This is a genomic window from Myxococcus sp. MISCRS1 (assembly GCF_026626605.1).
Lineage (GTDB): Bacteria > Myxococcota > Myxococcia > Myxococcales > Myxococcaceae > Myxococcus > Myxococcus fulvus.
Map to the genome: position 1 here is coordinate 10568211 of NZ_JAPNKB010000001.1, position 16691 is coordinate 10584901.

Below are 16691 nucleotides of genomic sequence, written 5' to 3' on the forward strand. Positions count from 1 at the left end.
GAGGAACAGGGCCTACGCCGCCACGACGACGGGGGCTTCCGCCACCGGGCCCTGGGGCTCGACCAGCGACTTCTGCTCCCAGATGCGAGACCGCCAGCGGACCCACATGGAGATGCCGCGGACCCACTCATCCGCGGCGACCGCCAGCCACACGCCCGCGAGCCCCAGGTGGAGCTTGAAGACGAGCACGTAGCCCAGCGGCAGGCTCATGCAGACCATCGACAGGAAGCCCATGTACACGGTGAACGGCGCGTCCCCCGCCGAGCGCAGCGCGTTCACCAGCACCAGGTTGAACGAGCGCCCCGTCTCCAGGAGCAAGCCGATCACGATGACCTGCGTGGTGAGCCGGACGATGTCGCCGTCATGGGTGAACATGCCCACCAGCGGCACGCGGACCAGGATGACGGCCACGTCCACGAGGAAGGTGATGGCCACCGCCCACTTCAGGCTCTGGAGCACCCGCCGGTACGCGTCCTCCGCGCGGCGCGCGCCCACCAGCCGTCCCACGATGATGGCCGTGCCCATGCCGACGGCCAGGCTGAACAGGAACACGTACTGGGAGATGGCGTTCGCGTACTGCCGGGAGGCCAGCGCCGTCGAGCCCAGGAACGTCACGTAGTACAGGAACACCGCCTGGCAGCACTGGTACGTGCCCTGCTCGACGGCGGAGGGCACGCCCACGCGGAGGATCTTCCGCACCATGTCCGAGGTGAACCGGACGAAGTCGCACGCCTTCATCCGCACGTCCATCACCCGGTACAAGAGCCACATGAACACCACGAGCGCCAGCGCGCGGCTCACCACCGTGGAGATGGCCGCGCCCGCGACCTCGAGCCGGGGCAGCCCCAGCAGTCCGAAGATGAGCAGCGCGTTGCCGCCCACGTGCAGCGCGTTCATCCCCATCGCGATGAACATGGACTCACGCGTGAAGCCGTACGTGCGGATGAGCGCGGAGCACACGTTGATGAGCGCCTGGAGGAAGATGAACCCTCCGGCGATGCCCATGTACGTGCGGGCCTGCGCCAGCACCACGCCCTCCAGGTTCATCCGCGCCAGCAGCGCGTCCCCGCCCAGCAGCAGCCCCGCGCTCACCGTCACGCCGAGCAGCAGGTTCAACGTGATTCCCACCGCGGCGATGCGCGCCGCCTCCTCGGAGCGCCGCGCGCCCAGGTACTGGGACACGACGACGGAGGCGCCGTTGCTCATCACCTCCATGATGAGCAGACAGATGAACAGGAACTGATTGACGACCCCCACCGCGGAGACGGCGTCGTCGGACACACCGCTGAGCATCAGCGTGTCCGCCGTTCCCATCATCATGAAGAGGAGGAGCTCCAGGAGTATCGGCCACGTGAGCCGGAACAACCCCATCCTGGCGGGGTCCTGCGCAGTCGAGAGTGACATGGGTCGCCGCGATGAACGCGGGCTGGGACTAACAGGCGCCGCAATGCGTCGCCAGCCACATCGTGCTCGCCTGCCACGCGTCACAAGAGCCTCGCGGCTCCTGTGAGCTCAAACCACCTCGCCTCGCTCGCGATGGTCGCGCGAGCGGCGCGGGCCTCAGTGCTTCATCAACTCGCGCGACGGGTCCACCGAGACGGTCACCTTCTCCGGCGACGACGTGGAGGCGACCTTGAAGAGCGGGTCGGAGCCGCTGCCCTTCACGGTGTTGCGGGGCCCGGACGTGGGCGCGGCGGGCTCGTCGTTGGACACGGGCGAGGACGTCACCGCAGTGTTGCCCTGCGCCTGGGCGGCGGCCAGCCGCTTGTTCCGGCTGCGGCGCCACAGGAAGAAGCCCACCGCGGCGACGGCGAGCACACCCATGACGGTGTACTGGCCCTCCTTGAACTTGCTGATGAGCATGTCCAGCTCGCCACCGAAGTGGAACCCGAGCCAGATGAACACCGGCGCGGACAGCAGCGCGGCCAGGCCGTCCCAGAAGATGAAGCGCCAGTAGGACATGCCCACCGAGCCCGCGGTGAAGTACGTCACCGCGCGCACGCCCGGCATGAAGCGGGCGATGCAGACGATCTTCTGCCCGTGGCGCTCGAAGAGCCCCTCCACGCGCGCGCGCTTCTCCGGCGTGACGATGCGCGCGAAGAACCCTCCGCCGCCCTTCGGCGCCTCCTGGGTGGCCCCGGTGCCCCGCCCCAGCCTCCCGCCCAGCCTGCGGCCGGCGAAGAAGATGAGGCTGTCGCCCACCAGGATGCCCATGAAGCCGACCACCATCATCACCGGCAGGCTCGCCGCGCCCTTGTGGGCCAGGAAGCCGCCCAGGATGAGCGAGATGTCTTCAGGCAGCGGCACGCCCAGGCCACAGGCCACGAGGATGCCGAAGACCATGGCGTAGGCAATGAAGCCCTGGGAGTCGCCAAGCAGGGTGGTGAGGAAATCAAGCACGCGTTGTCCCGTCCGTTCACTTCCGAGGGGCCTGCTGGGGCACCGCCCGAGCCAGCCCATCCAGCGCCCACGCATCAACCGGGCGCGCCTCCTCAAAACTCCGCGACAGGGTCTTCAACCCGAAATACCCGTCGCGCCCGGCCGCTTCGTAGGCCCCAGCCGGAGCCCCCGTGGCCGTCAGGGCCAGCGCCCGACTCAGGAGCGCGACCCCGTACTCGTCGACCGTCCCCTCACCCGCCCCCCTCGCCCGGGCATCCTTCAGCGCCGCCGCCCCACCCGCCCAGCGAGCACCCAGGCGGCCGGACAGCCGTGAGCTCAGTACCCCACGCGCCAGCTCCCGCACCACCGGCTCGGCGTCAGGCGTGCGCGTGACAGGTCCCACCACAACCACCCACCCCTGCCCCGTGTCCACCGGTCGCACGCTTCCCTCGGCCTCGAGCAGATTAACCACCACCCGAGGGGCGGGCCCGCCTTCCGGCAGGCCCAGAAGTCGCGTGGCCTGTTGGACGGGGGCATCCAGCAGCGGGAGCCAGGCGCGCTGCTCGAAGCGGAAGTCCGGCAGCGTCTCCGCGCGCAGCGCCGTCACCGGCCACTCCTGCTCGGCGCGGGCCAGCAACTCCTCCAACCCCGTGAGGCTCGCGGCGCGGCCTGGAGCCTTCGGTCCTCCCAGGACGCGGGCCAGGTAGACCTCCACCGGCTCCGGGTGCGCGGCGAAGTACGCGCGGGCCTCGGTGAGCACGGCGTCCGGCGCGGAGGCCAGCACCTGGCGGACCCGGGCGCGAGCGGGGGTGTAGCGGATGACGGGGACGGGGTGGGCCCGCTCGACGGGGCCCGCGTCGTAGCCCGCCCGGTTGAGCAGCGCATAGAGCGTGAAGACGCGGACATCCGCGCGCACCTCCAGGCCACCGGGGGTGTACTGGCTGGCGAACCAGTCCTCCTCCGAGGCGATGGAAACCTGGGCGGTCGACCCCGCGACCGCCGGGGGCGACGCCAGGAGCCCGAGCAGTGGGAGGACGGCCAGGTGGGGGGCTCGCATACGGAGCCCCAAGGCTAGCACGCGCCCTTCAGGCGGCCGGCGCCTTTCCGATGAGGGTGCGAATCATGTCCCGGTTGTCCCGGGCCTTCTGGCCGAAGAAGCCGACGATGCCCATCAGCAGCTTCACGCAGGCCTGGGGCTTGGTGGCCAGCAGCTTCTGGAAGTCCGCCGCGCGAATCTCCAGCGCGGACACGTCCGTGACGGCCGTCGCGGTGCAGAGCCGCTCACCCTTCTGCACCAGGGCCAGCTCGCCCAGGGGTTCGCCCGTGCCCACCTCGCCCAGCGACACGTCCTCGCCGGAGGGGCTCCTGGCGCTCAGCCGCACCGTGCCCTCGCCGACGATGATGAGCGACTCGCCCGTCTTGCCCTCGACGAACAACGCGGTGCCCTTGGGGAAGGCCCGAGGCACGGCCACACCCGCGAAGATCTGGATGCCGGTGTCGGTGAAGCCCTTGAAGAGAGGGCACGCCTTGAGGGTGTTCGCAGGCACGAGAGCCATGGTGCCAGGGTCCTAACACGGGCCGCGCGGGCCGGCGAGTCAACGGCTGGCGCGGTACTCGGAGGCGATGTGGACGTAGTGCTGAGCGGACAACAACAGGAACTCCCGCTCTTCCGGAGTCACCGCGCGCTTCACCTTGCCGGGGGAGCCCACCACGAGCGAGCCGGGGGGAATCTTCGTCCCAGGCGTCAAGAGCGTCCCGGCGCCGATGATGCAGTCGTCCCCCACCTCCACGTCGTCCAGGAGGATGGCGCCCATCCCGACGAGCACGCGGTTGCCCACGGTGCAGCCGTGCAGCACGACGTGGTGCCCCACCGTCACGTCGTCACCGACGACGGTGCTGGAGCGCCCGCCGGTGACGTGGATGAGGGACAGGTCCTGGATGTTGGTGCGCTGGCCAATGCGGATGGGGTTCACGTCCCCGCGCATCACGGTGTTGATCCACACCGAGGAGTCCTCGCCCAGGTGCACGTCGCCCACGACCTGGGCGGAGTCGTCCACGAAGCAGCTGGGGTGGACGGTGGGCAGCACGCCGCGAAACGGCCTGAGCGCCATGTCTCAGGCCTCCGCGACGACGTGGAACGGCGAGTCGGGACGCGGCACGGGCAGCGGCTCCACGGTGGGCAGCTGCAGCACCGCCACCTGCTTGCCGGCGAGCTGGTTGGGCGTGGAGCGGTCCACCTTCACCGTGACGAACGCGCCCGCGGGGGCGTCGCCGTCGAAGTTGACGGTGCGGTTCTCCGGCGTGCGGCCGAAGCGCTTGGCGGCGTCGTAGCGCGAGTGGCCCTCCACCATGACCTCCACCTCGGTGCCCACGAGGGCGGCGGTGGTCTCCGCGCTGATGCGGCGCTGCAGCTTCTGCAGGCGCTCCAGGCGGGCGATCTTCACCTCGTGCTCCACCGGGCCCCAGTCCTTCTCGCGCAGCGCGGCGCCCGTCTTGGGACGCGGGCTGTAGATGAAGGAGAACTGGTTGTCGAAGCGGACCTGCTCGGTCAGCTTCATCGTCATCTCGAAGTCCTCCTCCGTCTCGCCGGGGAAGCCCACGATGATGTCGGTGGTGACGGCGATGCCGGGCCGCGCGTCGCGCAGCTTCCGCAGCCGCTCCAGGTACTGCTCCACGGTGTAGTCGCGGCGCATCATCTTCAGGATGCGATCACTCCCGCACTGCACGGGCAGGTGGAAGTGCGGGGCGATCTTGGGCTGCGTGCGGAACGCCTCGATGAGCTCGTCCGACAGGTCATGCGGGTGGCTGGTGGTGAAGCGCACGCGCTCGATGCCCGGCACCTCCGCGCAGCGCAGCAGCAGCTGGGCGAAGGACACGCCGCCCAGGTACGAGTTCACGTTCTGCCCGATGAGCGTCACCTCGCGCACGCCCACCTTGGCCAGCCCGTCCACCTCCTGGAGCACGTCCGGGAAGGCGCGGCTCACCTCGCGGCCGCGCGTGTGCGGCACGATGCAGAAGGAGCAGACGTTGTCGCAGCCCTTCATCACCGTGACGAACTCGGTGACCTTGCCGCGGGACGTCTCCGGGTCGGCGCGCGGGAAGACGTACTCCTCGGAGTCGACGAAGGCCGTCTCGACGACGCGCGCGCGCTCCGACTCGACGCGGCCGATGATGTCCGGCAGGCGCGCGATGTTGTCGGGGCCGAAGACGAAGTCCAGGTACGGCACCTTCTTGATGAGGCGGTCCTTCTCCTGCTGGGCCACGCAGCCGCCCACGCCGATGAGCGCGCCGCGGCTGGCCTTCACCGGCTTGTAGCGGCCCAGCGCGGACAGCATCTTGTCCTCGGCCTTCTCGCGGATGGAGCAGGTGTTGAGGATGATGAGGTCGGCGTTCTCCGGCACCGGCGTCGGCTCGTAGGACATCTTCGCCAGCACCTCGCTCATGCGGAGCGAGTCGTTGACGTTCATCTGGCAGCCGAAGGTGTGGATGAAGTAGCGCTTCATGGGATTTCTCTGAGCAAGAACGTGCCCTTATGCGACGGCCGGGCGTGGAAATCAACCGAACCGGGGACGGCGGTCATCCCTGGCTGAAGAGGCCGGTCATCCGGGTGTGCAGGTCCACCAGCCGCGCCTCGTGGGCCTTGAGGAGCGCCAGGGTGTCCTCCCCATAGCGGCGCGCCAGGGCGTCCGTGGCCCGCTCCTGCTTGACCAGCTCCCCTCGCAGGCGGGTCCGCAGCTCGTCCGTCTGGGGGCTCGCGGGCTGGGATTCGAGCTGACGCAGCTTGTCGTCCAGCTTGCGAGCCGTCCACCGGCGGCCTCCGAAGGCGCGCAGCAGGGACACGCCCTGCTCCAGCGTCTTGGCGTCCAGGCCGGAGGCGTCCTGGGCCTGGCGGTGGGCGGTGGCGAGGGCCTCGGCGCTGAGGTCGGAGCCCGCGTGGGCGAGGAAGGACTCCTGGAAGCGCACCAGGGCGTCGAGCAGCGAGGCGTCCACGCGGGGCGTGGCCATGCGGAGGGTCCGGTCATCCGCCGCGGAGAGGTCCGTGCTGTGGACCTCGCGGTTGGGGACGTCCTGGTAGCCGTGGTCGTCGAAGAGAGAGGGGGCCATGGGCGCTCCTGGGGAAATCGCGGGGATGTGTAACAGGGCCCGGTGCGCCACGGTAGGCTCGTGGAGCGTGGACCTCGGGTGGGGGCGTGTCGGCATCCGGGGCTCAGTCCCCTCGCTTCCTCCACTGGCGGGTGACCCATGTTCCCATCCTGGCGCGTATCTGCGGAGGTGCTCACGAAATGCACGCCGCGCGGTGAGCCGGTGGTCGCTCCCGTCCCTCCAACAACAAGCCCAGCCGAACCAAGGTAGAGATCACTCAATGTCCACTCGGATGACGAATGGTGCGGTGTCTGGGGTGTGGATCATGGGACTGCTGGGGGCCCTGTCGGGCTGCACGGAGGGCGGGCCCCTCCCGACTCAGCGCGAGCCGACCGGGGCTCAGGCTCAACCGCTCGTGACGGTTCAGCGGCTGGCGGACTTCTCGAGCTCCCGGCAGCGCGTCCACACCGGGCCCATGGCGCTGACCACCCTGGGCGGGTACGCCCTCTTCTTTGGAGAGAACTCCCGGGCGCTGTATCGAACGGACGGCACGAGCGAGGGAACCCACCTCCTCCGGACGCTCAAGTGGCGGCCTGCGTCCATGACGCCCGACATCGGCGGCTGGAGTCCCCCGCCGCGGATGGTGGTCCTCGGCCCCCAGGCCTGGTGGTTGGGCCAGGAAGGACTCTGGACCACGGATGGCACGCCCGAGGGGACGCGTTGGGTGGGCATGCTCGGCCTGCCGGAGGTGGCAACGCCCCCGGTCGCCTTCGACGGTGCGCTCTACTTCTCGTCGGAGGGCCGTCTCTATCGCTCGGATGGCACTGCCCAGGGCACGCAGGAGCTCGCGCAGGTCTCGATGAAGGAGGTCGCCCCCGTCCAGGCCCAGGACGTGGGCGGGAAGCTCTACTTCGCCTGCGAGTCCGCGGCCTCGGGTGGCGAGCTGTGCCTGACGGACGGGACTCCCGCGGGGACGAAGGTGGTCACCGACCTGGTGCCTGGCACGGCGAGCGCGTCGCCTCGAATCCTGGGGAGCATCGCGGGCCGCGTGGTGTTCTCGGCGACGACGGGTGACGGGACGAGCGTTCGCCGGCTGTATTCGAGCGATGGGACCGAGGCGGGGACGCTCCTCCTGCATCCCTTCGCGTCGCTGGGAGAAGACGCCACCGGTTCGGGGCTCGCGGTCGAGCTGACCGTCCTGCAAGGAGCGGCCTACTTTCCGTGCCAGAGCGAGGCCACGGGGCAGGAGCTGTGCCGGACCGAGGGGACGGCGGCGACCACCCAGATTCTCGACCTCATCCCGGGGGCAGACTCCTCCGCGCCGCGCAAGCCCAGCGTGCTGGGGACGAAGCTCTACTTCCAGGCCTGTGACAACCTGGGCATCCATCAGGGACATTGCCGGCTCTGGTCTTCGGACGGGACGCTCGCCGGCAGTGCGCTTATTGGTGACCTCCCGCCGAACAACTCCGGGGGAATCGGCATGAGCCCGGGCCTCGTTCCCGCGGGCGACGCGCTCTTCTTCTACGGCGAGTCCAGCGGGCCGGCCCTGTGGAGGACGGATGGCACTGCGGCGGGGACCCATGTGCTGGGGCAGCTGACCTCTGTGGAGAACTTCGTCGTCCTCGACCTCCGGCGGGACTCCGTCGCCTTCGGAGGCAAGCTGCTCTTCACCGCCTTCGGCCCCTCCGATGTCGAGTACGGACTGGAGCTGTGGTCCTCGGATGGCTCGGTGAATGGGACCCAGCGCGTCTCGGACCCGACGCCCCGACGGGGAAAGGGCACGGCCCTCCAGCTCCTGGCGCAGGACGAGCGGCTCTTCGTCACGGCGCATCCCGGGGGCATCGGCCAGGCCCTCTGGCGCGTGGAGGGCCCCCCTCCGGGCATCCGGACCCTTCACGTGTCGAGCGCCAGCCTCAACAGTTGGATTGGGATGGCCCCGGTCAACGGGCGGCTCCTCCTCACCTCCGCGAGCTCCCTCTGGGCCACGGACGATACGTCCCAGGGCATTCATCCCTTGAACGTGGCCGGCCTGGCTCCGGGCTCCCTCATCCCCGCGGGAGACCGGGCTTTCCTCCCGGGGCGTCAGCTCTGGCAGACGGATGGCACGGAGGCGGGAACCGTTCTCGTCGAAGCGGCTCCCGCGAATGTCTCCCATGCCGCTTTCGTGAACGGGGGGCTGTGGTTCAGGGGACAGGCTCCGGGCCAGCCCGATGTCCAGGGGCTCTGGACGAGCACGGGCCAGCCGGGTGTCACGACGTTCCTCGGCGCGGTGGGCGCGGAGCCCGCCGACTTCACCGGGCTGGGCTCGCTGACGCTGTTCTCCGCCCGGGATGGCGACGCGGGGCGCGAGCTGTGGAAGTCGGATGGAACCGCCGCCGGCACCGTTCGCGTGGCGGACCTTCGTCCCGGCGGGGAGGGCTCGGCGCCCGAGCGGCTCTTCGCGTGGAAGGACCACGTCTACTTCTGGGCCACGGGAGCGGACGGGGTCACCACGCTCTGGAAGTCGGATGGAACCGAGGCCGGCACCACGAGGCTTCGCGCGGCGACGCTCCGGAGGGGCGTCGAGTACGGGTGGGACGACGGAGGCTTCATCGCCTGGGGGGATGCGCTCTACTTCGCGGGCCAGGACGCGGAGGGAGGACGCGAGCCGTGGCGGACGGATGGGAGTGACTCGGGCACCGTGCGGGTCGCGGACCTCGTCCCCGGCCCGGGCTCGTCCAACCCCAATGGCTTCATGTGGGTGTCTCCCGAGGGGCCCCTGCTCTTCGCCGCCTACAGCCCCACGAAGGGGCGCGAGCTGTGGCGCCTGGACTCGGCCGACGGGACGCCGACGCTGGTCGCGGACGTGGTCGAAGGACCGCGCTCATCCCAGCCGGAGAAGCTCACGAGGGTGGGCTCGACGCTCTACTTCCAGGCCGATGATGGGACGGGCATGGGCCTCTACAGGCTGCGGGGGCTCCTCGCCGATACCTTCGCGCCCAGGCTCCGGTGCCCGCCTCCGCGGGAGGTGACCACCACCAGCAACCAGGGGGCGTCGGTCTCCTTCGAGAGCGCGGCGGCGTACGATGACTCGGGAGAACCGCCCGTGCTCGAGTCGACCCACGCGTCCGGCACGACCTTTCCCATCGGCGCGACGTCGGTGACCTTCACCGCCACGGATGCCGCGGGCAATGAGGGCACCTGCACCTTCTCGGTGACGGTGACGGGAACGTCCCAGCCGGACGCGGGCCCCACCCCGCCAGATGCGGGAGTGCCTCCCCCGGAACCCCCAGACGACAGTGGCTGCGGCTGCCAGAGCGGTGCTTCTTCGCTCCCTTGGACGATGGCGCTGTTGGGGCTGCTCGGCCTGGCGCGGCGGCGTTCTCGTGAGGTGTCCGAGGAGCCCTGACGCCTCGCCCCGCCGAAAACCCTCCTTGCAATCAATTGGGTATATAGCTAGCTATATATCGCGCTATGAATGGGAGGTGCGGCATGGAAGTCGATTTCCTCGCGGGGCTCGGCGTGGGTTTCCTGGGCAGTCGTCTCAAGCGGTTGGCGGAGCGGATGCAGGCCGACGCGGGAGAGGTGGCCCGTTCGTTGGATCTGCCGGTGATGCCCGCGCAGATGTCGTTGTTGATGACGCTGCGGCTGCACGGGCCAATGACGGTGGGCGAGGTGGCGGAGCGTCTGGGTGTGGCGCAGCCGACGGTGACGCGGGCGCTCGGGTCGCTGGAGGAGTTCATCGAGACGCGGCGCTCGCCGGACGATCAGCGCGCGAAGGTGCTGGCGCTGACGGACCAGGGCGAGGCGTTGCTGGCCCGGGTCCAGACGCAATTGCTGGCGCGCATCGAGCCCGCCGCAGCCGCGTTGGTCGAGGGGCTCTCGGGTGACTTCATGCTGGGGCTGGCGAAGGTGGAGGCGCGGCTGGCCGAGTCCTCGATGCTGAAGCGGGTCGAGACCGCGCGGCCGCCCGCGATGTGGGTGCGCGACTTCTCCGATGACCAGGCGGAGGCGTTCCATCGCATCAACGCCGAGTGGATCCAGGAGATGTTCAAGCTCGAGGAGAACGACATCGCGCTGCTGTCGAAGCCGCGCGAATTGATCCTCGACAAGGGCGGCGTGGTGTTGTTCGCGGAGACGCCCCAGTTGGGCGTCGTCGGCACGTGCGCGCTGATGGTGTCGAAGGACGGCTGGGTGGAGCTGACCAAGATGGGCGTGCTGAAGAGCGCGCGCGGGTTGAAGGTCGGTGAGTTCCTGCTCGCCAAGACGCTGGAGCGGGCGTCCAGCCTGGGCATGGACAAGATCTACCTGCTGACGAACAAGAAGTGCGCGCCGGCCATCCACCTCTACGAGAAGCTGGGCTTCGTGCACGACGCCGACATCATGCGGCGATTCGGCGCACGCTACGAACGTTGTGATGTGGCGATGTCGTATCAGCCGAGGACACGTCCGTGAGTCCCCTGCCCGGACCGTGAAGCCCAACCGCATGTTCACCCCACGGTCGTTCGCTCGCATGCGCTACATCGGCCCCAAGCCCACGGGCGCATCCATTCGGGAACCCGCGAGCTGGGACATTGGCTCCTGGCCATTCAGACCCAGGAGCGCAATCGTTGCCACCATCCCTTCATCGCCGAAACAGTCGCAGAAGGCTTCGCGATACAAGCGAAAGTTCCCTTCGTGAGAAGGTGATGAAGCAGTTCTGGTTCGAGCGAGGCGACAACGGTCAGGTCTTGCGCGTCCGCGAAGAGCGCTTCCAACTCGGCGAGAGCGAGTTCCTCGGTGACCTCTGTCCCCGGAGCGTGCTCCACTTCGAGAGACCAGCCGGATGGGTCCGTGCTGGACGTCAGCACAACGCGCCAGTTCGCCTGCGGTTTGGAGTTCCTCTCCGTGGGGGCTACCAGGACGCATGGATGGTTCGCTTCAGCCTCTGCTCTTCCGTATCGGAAGCACTGGTAGATGCGACCGAGGTGTGGCGTGTCACGGAGACGCTTGCCGATGGAGTATGGCCAGCGGTGAGCGGACCCTCCTGCCGTGGCGGTATTTCCCCGTGTCCGTGGGGCGAACGTAGGCATCATCATCCACTTCCTTTCGTGAAGGTGAACGATGCAGGCTTCGTGTCCAGGCGCGAGGAGGGAATACCACCAGAGAGGTAGATGACCTGGCCCGACGCGTGTTGAGTCCCGAGCCCACTTCTCGTGGAATGCCTGTCAGGAGAGTCCACTGATGGGATTTCGATTCGGGAAGAGAATCAAGCTGCTGCCGGGTGTTCACGCCAACCTGGGGAAGAAGGGCGTCTCCCTCAGCATCGGACGTCGTGGCCTCACGACGAATGTCTCCTCGCGAGGCGTGAAGACGACGCTGAGCATCCCAGGGACTGGACTCTCCTACACGACGGGCACATCGAAGCGCGGCAGTCGCCGCGCGCGCCCTGCAACGCTCCAGCAGTCGACCAGGGCCGAGCCCTCCATCTCCTGCAAGGAGTGCAATGCGGAGGTTCCGAACGGTGGGCGAGAGCCATGTCCTCGCTGTGGATGCCTGGAGCCGCGGCGATGGTCCGCACTTCAGCCGCTCTGGGGGCTTCTGCTGCTCATCGTGCTCTTCTATGGCGCATGCCGTGTCGCATGCGGAGGATAGCCCGCTGCGTGATCACGCCGGGACGAGCTGGTCCGCGATGCGCGCGAGGTCAGACACGGAGGTCACCACCACGGCCTGGTGGCAGTGCTTCTCGTACGTGAGCATCTCGCTGTCACCGATGCCCCAGTTGCCGCGCTCCTCGGGGCAGATCCACAGCACGCGCTTCGCCTTGCGGCGCAAGTCCTTCAGCGCCCAGACGTTGTTCGCGTTGTAGTTGTTCCGCCCATCCCCAATCACCATCACCGTGGTCCGCCGGGTGATGCTGCCCAGGTGGTCGCGGGTGAAGTCCGCCAGCGCGCGGCCATAGTTCGAGTTGGCGCTCAGGGACACCGTCTTCCCCGCCGTCGCCATGTCGATGGCCTCGTCCACATCCAGGTCGTTGAAGTACTGCGTTACCTCGCCCACGTCGGACACGAAGACGAACGAGCGCACGCGCACGAACAGCGACTGCATCGTGTGCATGAACAGCAGCATCATCCGCGACGCGTTCCGGACCGAGTCCGACACGTCACACAGCACCACCAGCTCCGGACGCTCGGGCCGGCGACTGCGGAACTGGGGCACCATCGGCACCCCACCCCACGTCATGTTCCGACGCAGCGTCCTGCGGACATTGAGCGCCCCCTTGCGGTGCGAGCGCTGCCGACGAATCAACCGGCTGCGCAGCTTCTCCGCCAGCGTGCGCACGGCGGACTCCATCTGGTCCACCTCCGCCTGCGTGAGCAGGTGCAGCGGCTTGTCCTGCGCCGTGTCCGTCCGCCGACGGATGCGAGCCTCCGCCTGACGCTTCACCTCCTGCCGCGCGGCGTCTTCAATCTTCCGCATCGCCGCGGCCACGTGCCGCGAGACGATCTCCACGCCCTCCGGCGCCAACCCACGCGCCTTCAGCTCCGCCTCCAGCGACTTCATGTCGGACCGGGCCTTGTCGATGCCCGCCCCCGCCAGCATCCGCCGGGCGAAGAACCCCGTCTGCAACGGACTCTCCAACTGCGACAGGTCCAACTGCAGCGACGCCATCCGGAAGATCTGCGCCAGCCGCGCCCTGTCCCCCTCCAGCACCGCCTGCGCCAGCGGTGACATCTCCGGCAACAACAGGTTCATCTGGTAGGTGACCATCTTCAGCAGATCCCCATCCAGATACCCCTCCTCCTGGAGCTGCGCGGCCAGCGACTTGTCGATGGCCTCGAACGTCGCCGCCGCCCCCGAGAAGAAGAAGTCGAACGCGCGGTTGAACGTGTCCACGTCCAGCTCACGCTTCACCAGCGTGGTCCGCAGTACCGCCCGGAACAGCGCCCGGTCCGTCAGCCCCACCTCGGCCGTCGCCTTCAGCGCGTCCTGCACCTCGGACGTGCTCACCCGCACGCCGTTCTGCCGCAGCACCTCCGCGAACTCGACGATGCGCGCGTCCATCAGCCCTGCCCCACCCGCTCGAAGGACATCACCGCCTCCACGTGGTGCGTCTGGGGGAACATGTCCACCACCTGCAGCGCCACGGGCCGATAGCCCGCCTCCACCAACCCCGCCGCGTCCCGCGCCAGCGAGGCCGGGTCACACGCCACGTACACCACCCGCCGGACCCCCAGCGCCACCATCCACTTCGCCAGCCCCGGAGCCCCGGCGCGAGGCGGGTCCGCCAGGCACACGTCGAACCGACGCCCCTCGGCCACCAGCCCGTCGCACACCTTCCGCGCATCACCCTGGACGAAGCGCACGTTGCTCACGCCCGCCTCACGGGCACTGCGCTGCGCCAGCTCCACGCCCACCGGGCTCGACTCCACCCCGAGCACCGACTGGACGCCCGCCGCCAACGGGAACGTGAAGTTGCCGTTGCCCGAATACAGCTCCAGCACCGACTCCTCGTCCCGCCCCGCCAGCTCGAAGATGGCCGACGTCACCAGCCCCACGTTCGCCTCCGCGTGCGCCTGGGCAAAGGCATCCGGTCGCAGATACAACGGCACCTCCGGCCGCAACGGCGAGAGCGAGCGCAGCACCGGCCTGCCCACCAGCCTCGGCGAGCCCTCCTTCGGCACCAGCACCGCCCCTTCCAACCGCAGCGCCCGGACCGCGCCCTCCGCGGCCTCCAGGTGCCGCGCCGTCACCGGCCCCGTCAACGTCACCGCGAAGGCCGCCTTGTCGCCCTCGGCCAGCAGCAACACCTCCTCGGTGTCCTTCGCCAGCGGCTTGAGCAGCGGCACCAGCTTCCCGGGCAGCGCCGTCAGCACGGGCGTCAACGCGCCACACTCGGACACCGCGAGCCGCTCATGGCTGCGCCGGCTGAAGTACCCGAGCGTTCCCTTGCCCGCCGGGTGCAGCACCGCGCGCCGCCGGTAGCCCCAGTCCCGAGGCGCCACCATCAGCGGCCGGACGGTGAAGTCCTCGCGCCGCAGGTGCCCCAGGTGCTCGAGCGTCGAGAGGACGATCTCCTGCTTCGCCTCACGCTGCGCGGACTCCGCGAGCCCCAACCAGTCACACCCACCACACTCTCCGGCCAGGGTGCACGGCGCCGGACGCCGGGCCGGCCCCGGGGCGACGACCTCGCGCAGCACCCCGCGCAGCACCCGTCCCTGTGTTTCCAGGTGGACGCGGACGGTGTCGCCGGGAAACGCGCCCGGGATGAAGACGGTGCGCCCCTGCCAGGACGCGACGCCTTCGCCGAGCTGCCCGAGGCGCTCGATGACCAGTGGAATGGGTGTCTCGGGGAGGGGCAGCATGCAGGCGCTCGATGGGGCGCCCTCAGGCGGGCCGCCCTACTTCCGGGTCGCGTCCGACGGGAGCTCCGAGCGCAACCGCTCCACGAACTCGCCGATCCGCGACCGCTTGTCGTCGTCAACGTCCAGGAACTCCACCGCCATCCCCGGGGACTGGGAGGACGCGGCGCCGAGCGCGTTGGTGCGCGTCACCCGGCCCTTCAACTCCACCGGGAAGTGCGCCCCCGGCAACGTCACCAGCAGCTTCACCACCGTGTCCACCGGCAGGGGCTTGTCGGTGTTGATGTAGAGCCCGCCTCGCGACAGGTTGACGGCCCAGTCCGTCACGAACCCCGCCACGCTCCGGTATGCCACCGGCAGCTCGTACTCCACCCGCGGCGCGCGGTGGTCGATGGGGTTCTGCTTCTCCGAGGTGTCGGCCATTCGAGGGGCTCCGCCGGGGAAGTCGTCCGTACCACCCTCCCCCAGCGGCGCACCTTAGCCTCGGTCGCTCAGACTTTCATCTCGCGCACGTCCGGGGCGATCTTCAGCTTGGGCTCGGTGAGCTTCTGCACCAGCTCCACCGTCACGCCCGGGGCCACCTCGCGCAGCACCAGGCCCTCCGGCGTCACGTCGATGTAGGCGTGGTCCGTGACGATGTGGTGCACGCACTTGAGGCCCGTCAGCGGCAGCGAGCACTTCTTGAGGATCTTCGGCTGACCCTCCTTGTTCGCGTGCTCCATGGCCACGTAGATGCGCTTGGCGCCCACCGCCAGGTCCATGGCCCCGCCCATGCCCTTGATCATCTTCCCGGGGATCATCCAGTTCGCCAGGTCCCCCTCCTCGGAGACCTCCATCGCGCCCAGGACGGCCATGTCGATGTGGCCCCCGCGGATCATCCCGAACGACAGCGCCGAGTCGAAGAACGACGCGCCCTTCACCGTCGTCACCGTCTCCTTGCCCGCGTTGATGAGGTCCGGGTCTTCCTTGCCCGCCTCGGGATAGGGCCCGATGCCGAGCAGGCCGTTCTCCGACTGGAGCACCACCTCCACGCCCTCAGGGATGTAGTTGGGGACGAGCGTGGGGATGCCGATGCCCAGGTTCACGTAGAAGCCGTCCCGCAGCTCCTGGGCGATGCGCTTCGCAAGCTGTTCACGAGTCAGTGGCATGGGGTCCTCAGGCCGTCTTGCGGACGGTGCGCCGCTCGATCCACTTCTGGAGGTTCTTCGCCTGGACGATGCGCTTCACGAAGATGCTCGGGATGTGCACCTGGTCGGGGTCCAGCTCGCCCGGCTGAACAATCTCCTCCGCCTCGACGATGGTGACCTTGGCCGCCATGCACATCATCGGGGAGAAGTTGCGCGCGGTCTTGTTGAACACCAGGTTGCCCCACGTGTCCGCCTTGGCCGCGTGGATGATGGCGAAGTCCGCCTTCAGCGGCGTCTCCAGCACGTGCAGCCGCCCGTCGATGACGCGCGTCTCCTTGCCCTCGGCCACCTGGGTGCCCGCGCCCGTCGGCGTGAAGAACCCGCCGATGCCGCAGCCGCCGGCGCGGATGCGCTCGGCCAGCGTGCCCTGCGGGTTGAGCTCCACGTCCAGCTCGCCGGAGAGGAACTGGCGCTCGAACTCCTTGTTCTCCCCCACGTAGCTCGACACCATCTTCTTCACCTGCTTGTTCTGGAGCAGGATGCCCAGCCCGAGCTCGGTGGTGCCGCAGTTGTTGGAGATGATGGTGAGGTTCTTCACGCCCTTGCGATGAATCGCCTCGATGAGATTCTCGGGGTTGCCACACAACCCGAAGCCGCCGCTCATCAGCGTACAGCCGTCCGGGATGTCGGCGACCGCCTCGTCCGCGCTCGCGTAGACCTTGTTCATGCGCCCTCCTGATAACGGAAACGGGGTGAAGGCCCGTCGAAGGCCCTCACCCCG

At 68.9% G+C, this 16691-nt stretch carries 15 protein-coding genes; 3 read left to right on the forward strand and 12 right to left on the reverse strand.

Going from position 1 to position 16691, the window contains the following annotated elements:
* Positions 1-12 precede the first annotated feature (12 nt).
* The 7 genes from OWM54_RS41985 to OWM54_RS42015 all read right to left on the reverse strand — a co-directional run bounded on the left by OWM54_RS41985 (position 13) and on the right by OWM54_RS42015 (position 6483).
* Positions 13-1404, reverse strand: coding sequence for an MATE family efflux transporter (locus OWM54_RS41985; protein ID WP_267700954.1), 1392 nt, complete (start codon positions 1402-1404; stop codon positions 13-15).
* 156 nt (positions 1405-1560) lie between these two features.
* Entirely contained in the window at positions 1561-2400 is an 840-nt protein-coding gene (locus OWM54_RS41990) for a DedA family protein (RefSeq protein ID WP_223783312.1), read from the reverse strand.
* Between the two features lie 16 nt (positions 2401-2416).
* Positions 2417-3436, reverse strand: a complete 1020-nt coding sequence (locus OWM54_RS41995; protein ID WP_267700955.1) for a hypothetical protein — start codon at positions 3434-3436, stop codon at positions 2417-2419.
* 28 nt (positions 3437-3464) lie between these two features.
* Positions 3465-3935, reverse strand: coding sequence for a cyclic nucleotide-binding domain-containing protein (locus OWM54_RS42000; protein WP_141330461.1), 471 nt, complete (start codon positions 3933-3935; stop codon positions 3465-3467).
* A gap of 39 nt (positions 3936-3974) precedes the next feature.
* Positions 3975-4490 (reverse strand): gamma carbonic anhydrase family protein, encoded by a 516-nt coding sequence (locus OWM54_RS42005; protein WP_254040353.1) that lies wholly within the window; start codon positions 4488-4490, stop codon positions 3975-3977.
* A 3-nt stretch (positions 4491-4493) separates the two neighbouring features.
* On the reverse strand, positions 4494-5882 hold the full coding sequence (miaB, locus tag OWM54_RS42010; protein WP_141330456.1) for a tRNA (N6-isopentenyl adenosine(37)-C2)-methylthiotransferase MiaB: 1389 nt from the start codon (positions 5880-5882) through the stop codon (positions 4494-4496).
* 73 nt (positions 5883-5955) lie between these two features.
* Positions 5956-6483, reverse strand: a complete 528-nt coding sequence (locus OWM54_RS42015) for a hypothetical protein (RefSeq protein ID WP_267700956.1) — start codon at positions 6481-6483, stop codon at positions 5956-5958.
* 394 nt (positions 6484-6877) lie between these two features.
* Between OWM54_RS42015 and OWM54_RS42020 the strand changes: the two genes are divergently transcribed.
* The 3 genes from OWM54_RS42020 to OWM54_RS43485 all read left to right on the forward strand — a co-directional run bounded on the left by OWM54_RS42020 (position 6878) and on the right by OWM54_RS43485 (position 12075).
* Positions 6878-9850: an ELWxxDGT repeat protein gene (locus OWM54_RS42020; RefSeq protein ID WP_267700957.1), complete on the forward strand. Its 2973-nt coding sequence runs from the start codon at positions 6878-6880 to the stop codon at positions 9848-9850.
* An 83-nt stretch (positions 9851-9933) separates the two neighbouring features.
* Positions 9934-10896 (forward strand): bifunctional helix-turn-helix transcriptional regulator/GNAT family N-acetyltransferase, encoded by a 963-nt coding sequence (locus OWM54_RS42025; RefSeq protein ID WP_267700959.1) that lies wholly within the window; start codon positions 9934-9936, stop codon positions 10894-10896.
* Positions 10897-11664: 768 nt separating this feature from the next.
* Complete coding sequence (locus tag OWM54_RS43485; protein WP_420715368.1) at positions 11665-12075, forward strand: DUF4236 domain-containing protein; 411 nt, start codon at positions 11665-11667, stop codon at positions 12073-12075.
* A 12-nt stretch (positions 12076-12087) separates the two neighbouring features.
* On the opposite strand, the gene OWM54_RS42030 is transcribed toward OWM54_RS43485, so the two are convergent.
* The 5 genes from OWM54_RS42030 to OWM54_RS42050 form a co-directional block, all read right to left on the reverse strand.
* A complete protein-coding gene (locus OWM54_RS42030; RefSeq protein ID WP_267700961.1) occupies positions 12088-13485 on the reverse strand; it encodes a vWA domain-containing protein in 1398 nt (465 codons plus the stop codon).
* Positions 13485-14786: a class I SAM-dependent RNA methyltransferase gene (locus OWM54_RS42035; RefSeq protein ID WP_267700963.1), complete on the reverse strand. Its 1302-nt coding sequence runs from the start codon at positions 14784-14786 to the stop codon at positions 13485-13487. The genes OWM54_RS42030 and OWM54_RS42035 overlap by 1 nt, the downstream gene beginning before the upstream one ends.
* 36 nt (positions 14787-14822) lie before the next feature.
* Positions 14823-15206 (reverse strand): TIGR02266 family protein, encoded by a 384-nt coding sequence (locus OWM54_RS42040; RefSeq protein WP_141330444.1) that lies wholly within the window; start codon positions 15204-15206, stop codon positions 14823-14825.
* Positions 15207-15274: 68 nt separating this feature from the next.
* The gene (locus OWM54_RS42045; protein WP_223748569.1) at positions 15275-15931 is read right to left on the reverse strand and encodes a CoA transferase subunit B; all 657 of its coding nucleotides are present in this window, start codon (positions 15929-15931) and stop codon (positions 15275-15277) included.
* Between the two features lie 7 nt (positions 15932-15938).
* Positions 15939-16637 carry a CoA transferase subunit A gene (locus OWM54_RS42050; protein ID WP_046713813.1) on the reverse strand — a complete coding sequence of 233 codons (699 nt, stop codon included), beginning with the start codon at positions 16635-16637 and terminating at the stop codon, positions 15939-15941.
* Between the last annotated feature and the right edge of the window lie 54 nt (positions 16638-16691).

Excerpts from the sequence above, each read along its gene's own strand:
- OWM54_RS41985 (WP_267700954.1), bottom strand. The coding sequence starts at position 1,404 with ATGTCACTCTCGACTGCGCAGGACCCCGCCAGGATGGGGTTGTTCCGG.
- OWM54_RS41995 (WP_267700955.1), bottom strand. The coding sequence starts at position 3,436 with ATGCGAGCCCCCCACCTGGCCGTCCTCCCACTGCTCGGGCTCCTGGCG.
- OWM54_RS42000 (WP_141330461.1), bottom strand. The coding sequence starts at position 3,935 with ATGGCTCTCGTGCCTGCGAACACCCTCAAGGCGTGCCCTCTCTTCAAG.
- OWM54_RS42005 (WP_254040353.1), bottom strand. The coding sequence starts at position 4,490 with ATGGCGCTCAGGCCGTTTCGCGGCGTGCTGCCCACCGTCCACCCCAGC.
- miaB (WP_141330456.1), bottom strand. The coding sequence starts at position 5,882 with ATGAAGCGCTACTTCATCCACACCTTCGGCTGCCAGATGAACGTCAAC.
- OWM54_RS42015 (WP_267700956.1), bottom strand. The coding sequence starts at position 6,483 with ATGGCCCCCTCTCTCTTCGACGACCACGGCTACCAGGACGTCCCCAAC.
- OWM54_RS42025 (WP_267700959.1), top strand. The coding sequence starts at position 9,934 with ATGGAAGTCGATTTCCTCGCGGGGCTCGGCGTGGGTTTCCTGGGCAGT.
- OWM54_RS43485 (WP_420715368.1), top strand. The coding sequence starts at position 11,665 with ATGGGATTTCGATTCGGGAAGAGAATCAAGCTGCTGCCGGGTGTTCAC.
- OWM54_RS42030 (WP_267700961.1), bottom strand. The coding sequence starts at position 13,485 with ATGGACGCGCGCATCGTCGAGTTCGCGGAGGTGCTGCGGCAGAACGGC.
- OWM54_RS42035 (WP_267700963.1), bottom strand. The coding sequence starts at position 14,786 with ATGCTGCCCCTCCCCGAGACACCCATTCCACTGGTCATCGAGCGCCTC.
- OWM54_RS42040 (WP_141330444.1), bottom strand. The coding sequence starts at position 15,206 with ATGGCCGACACCTCGGAGAAGCAGAACCCCATCGACCACCGCGCGCCG.
- OWM54_RS42045 (WP_223748569.1), bottom strand. The coding sequence starts at position 15,931 with ATGCCACTGACTCGTGAACAGCTTGCGAAGCGCATCGCCCAGGAGCTG.
- OWM54_RS42050 (WP_046713813.1), bottom strand. The coding sequence starts at position 16,637 with ATGAACAAGGTCTACGCGAGCGCGGACGAGGCGGTCGCCGACATCCCG.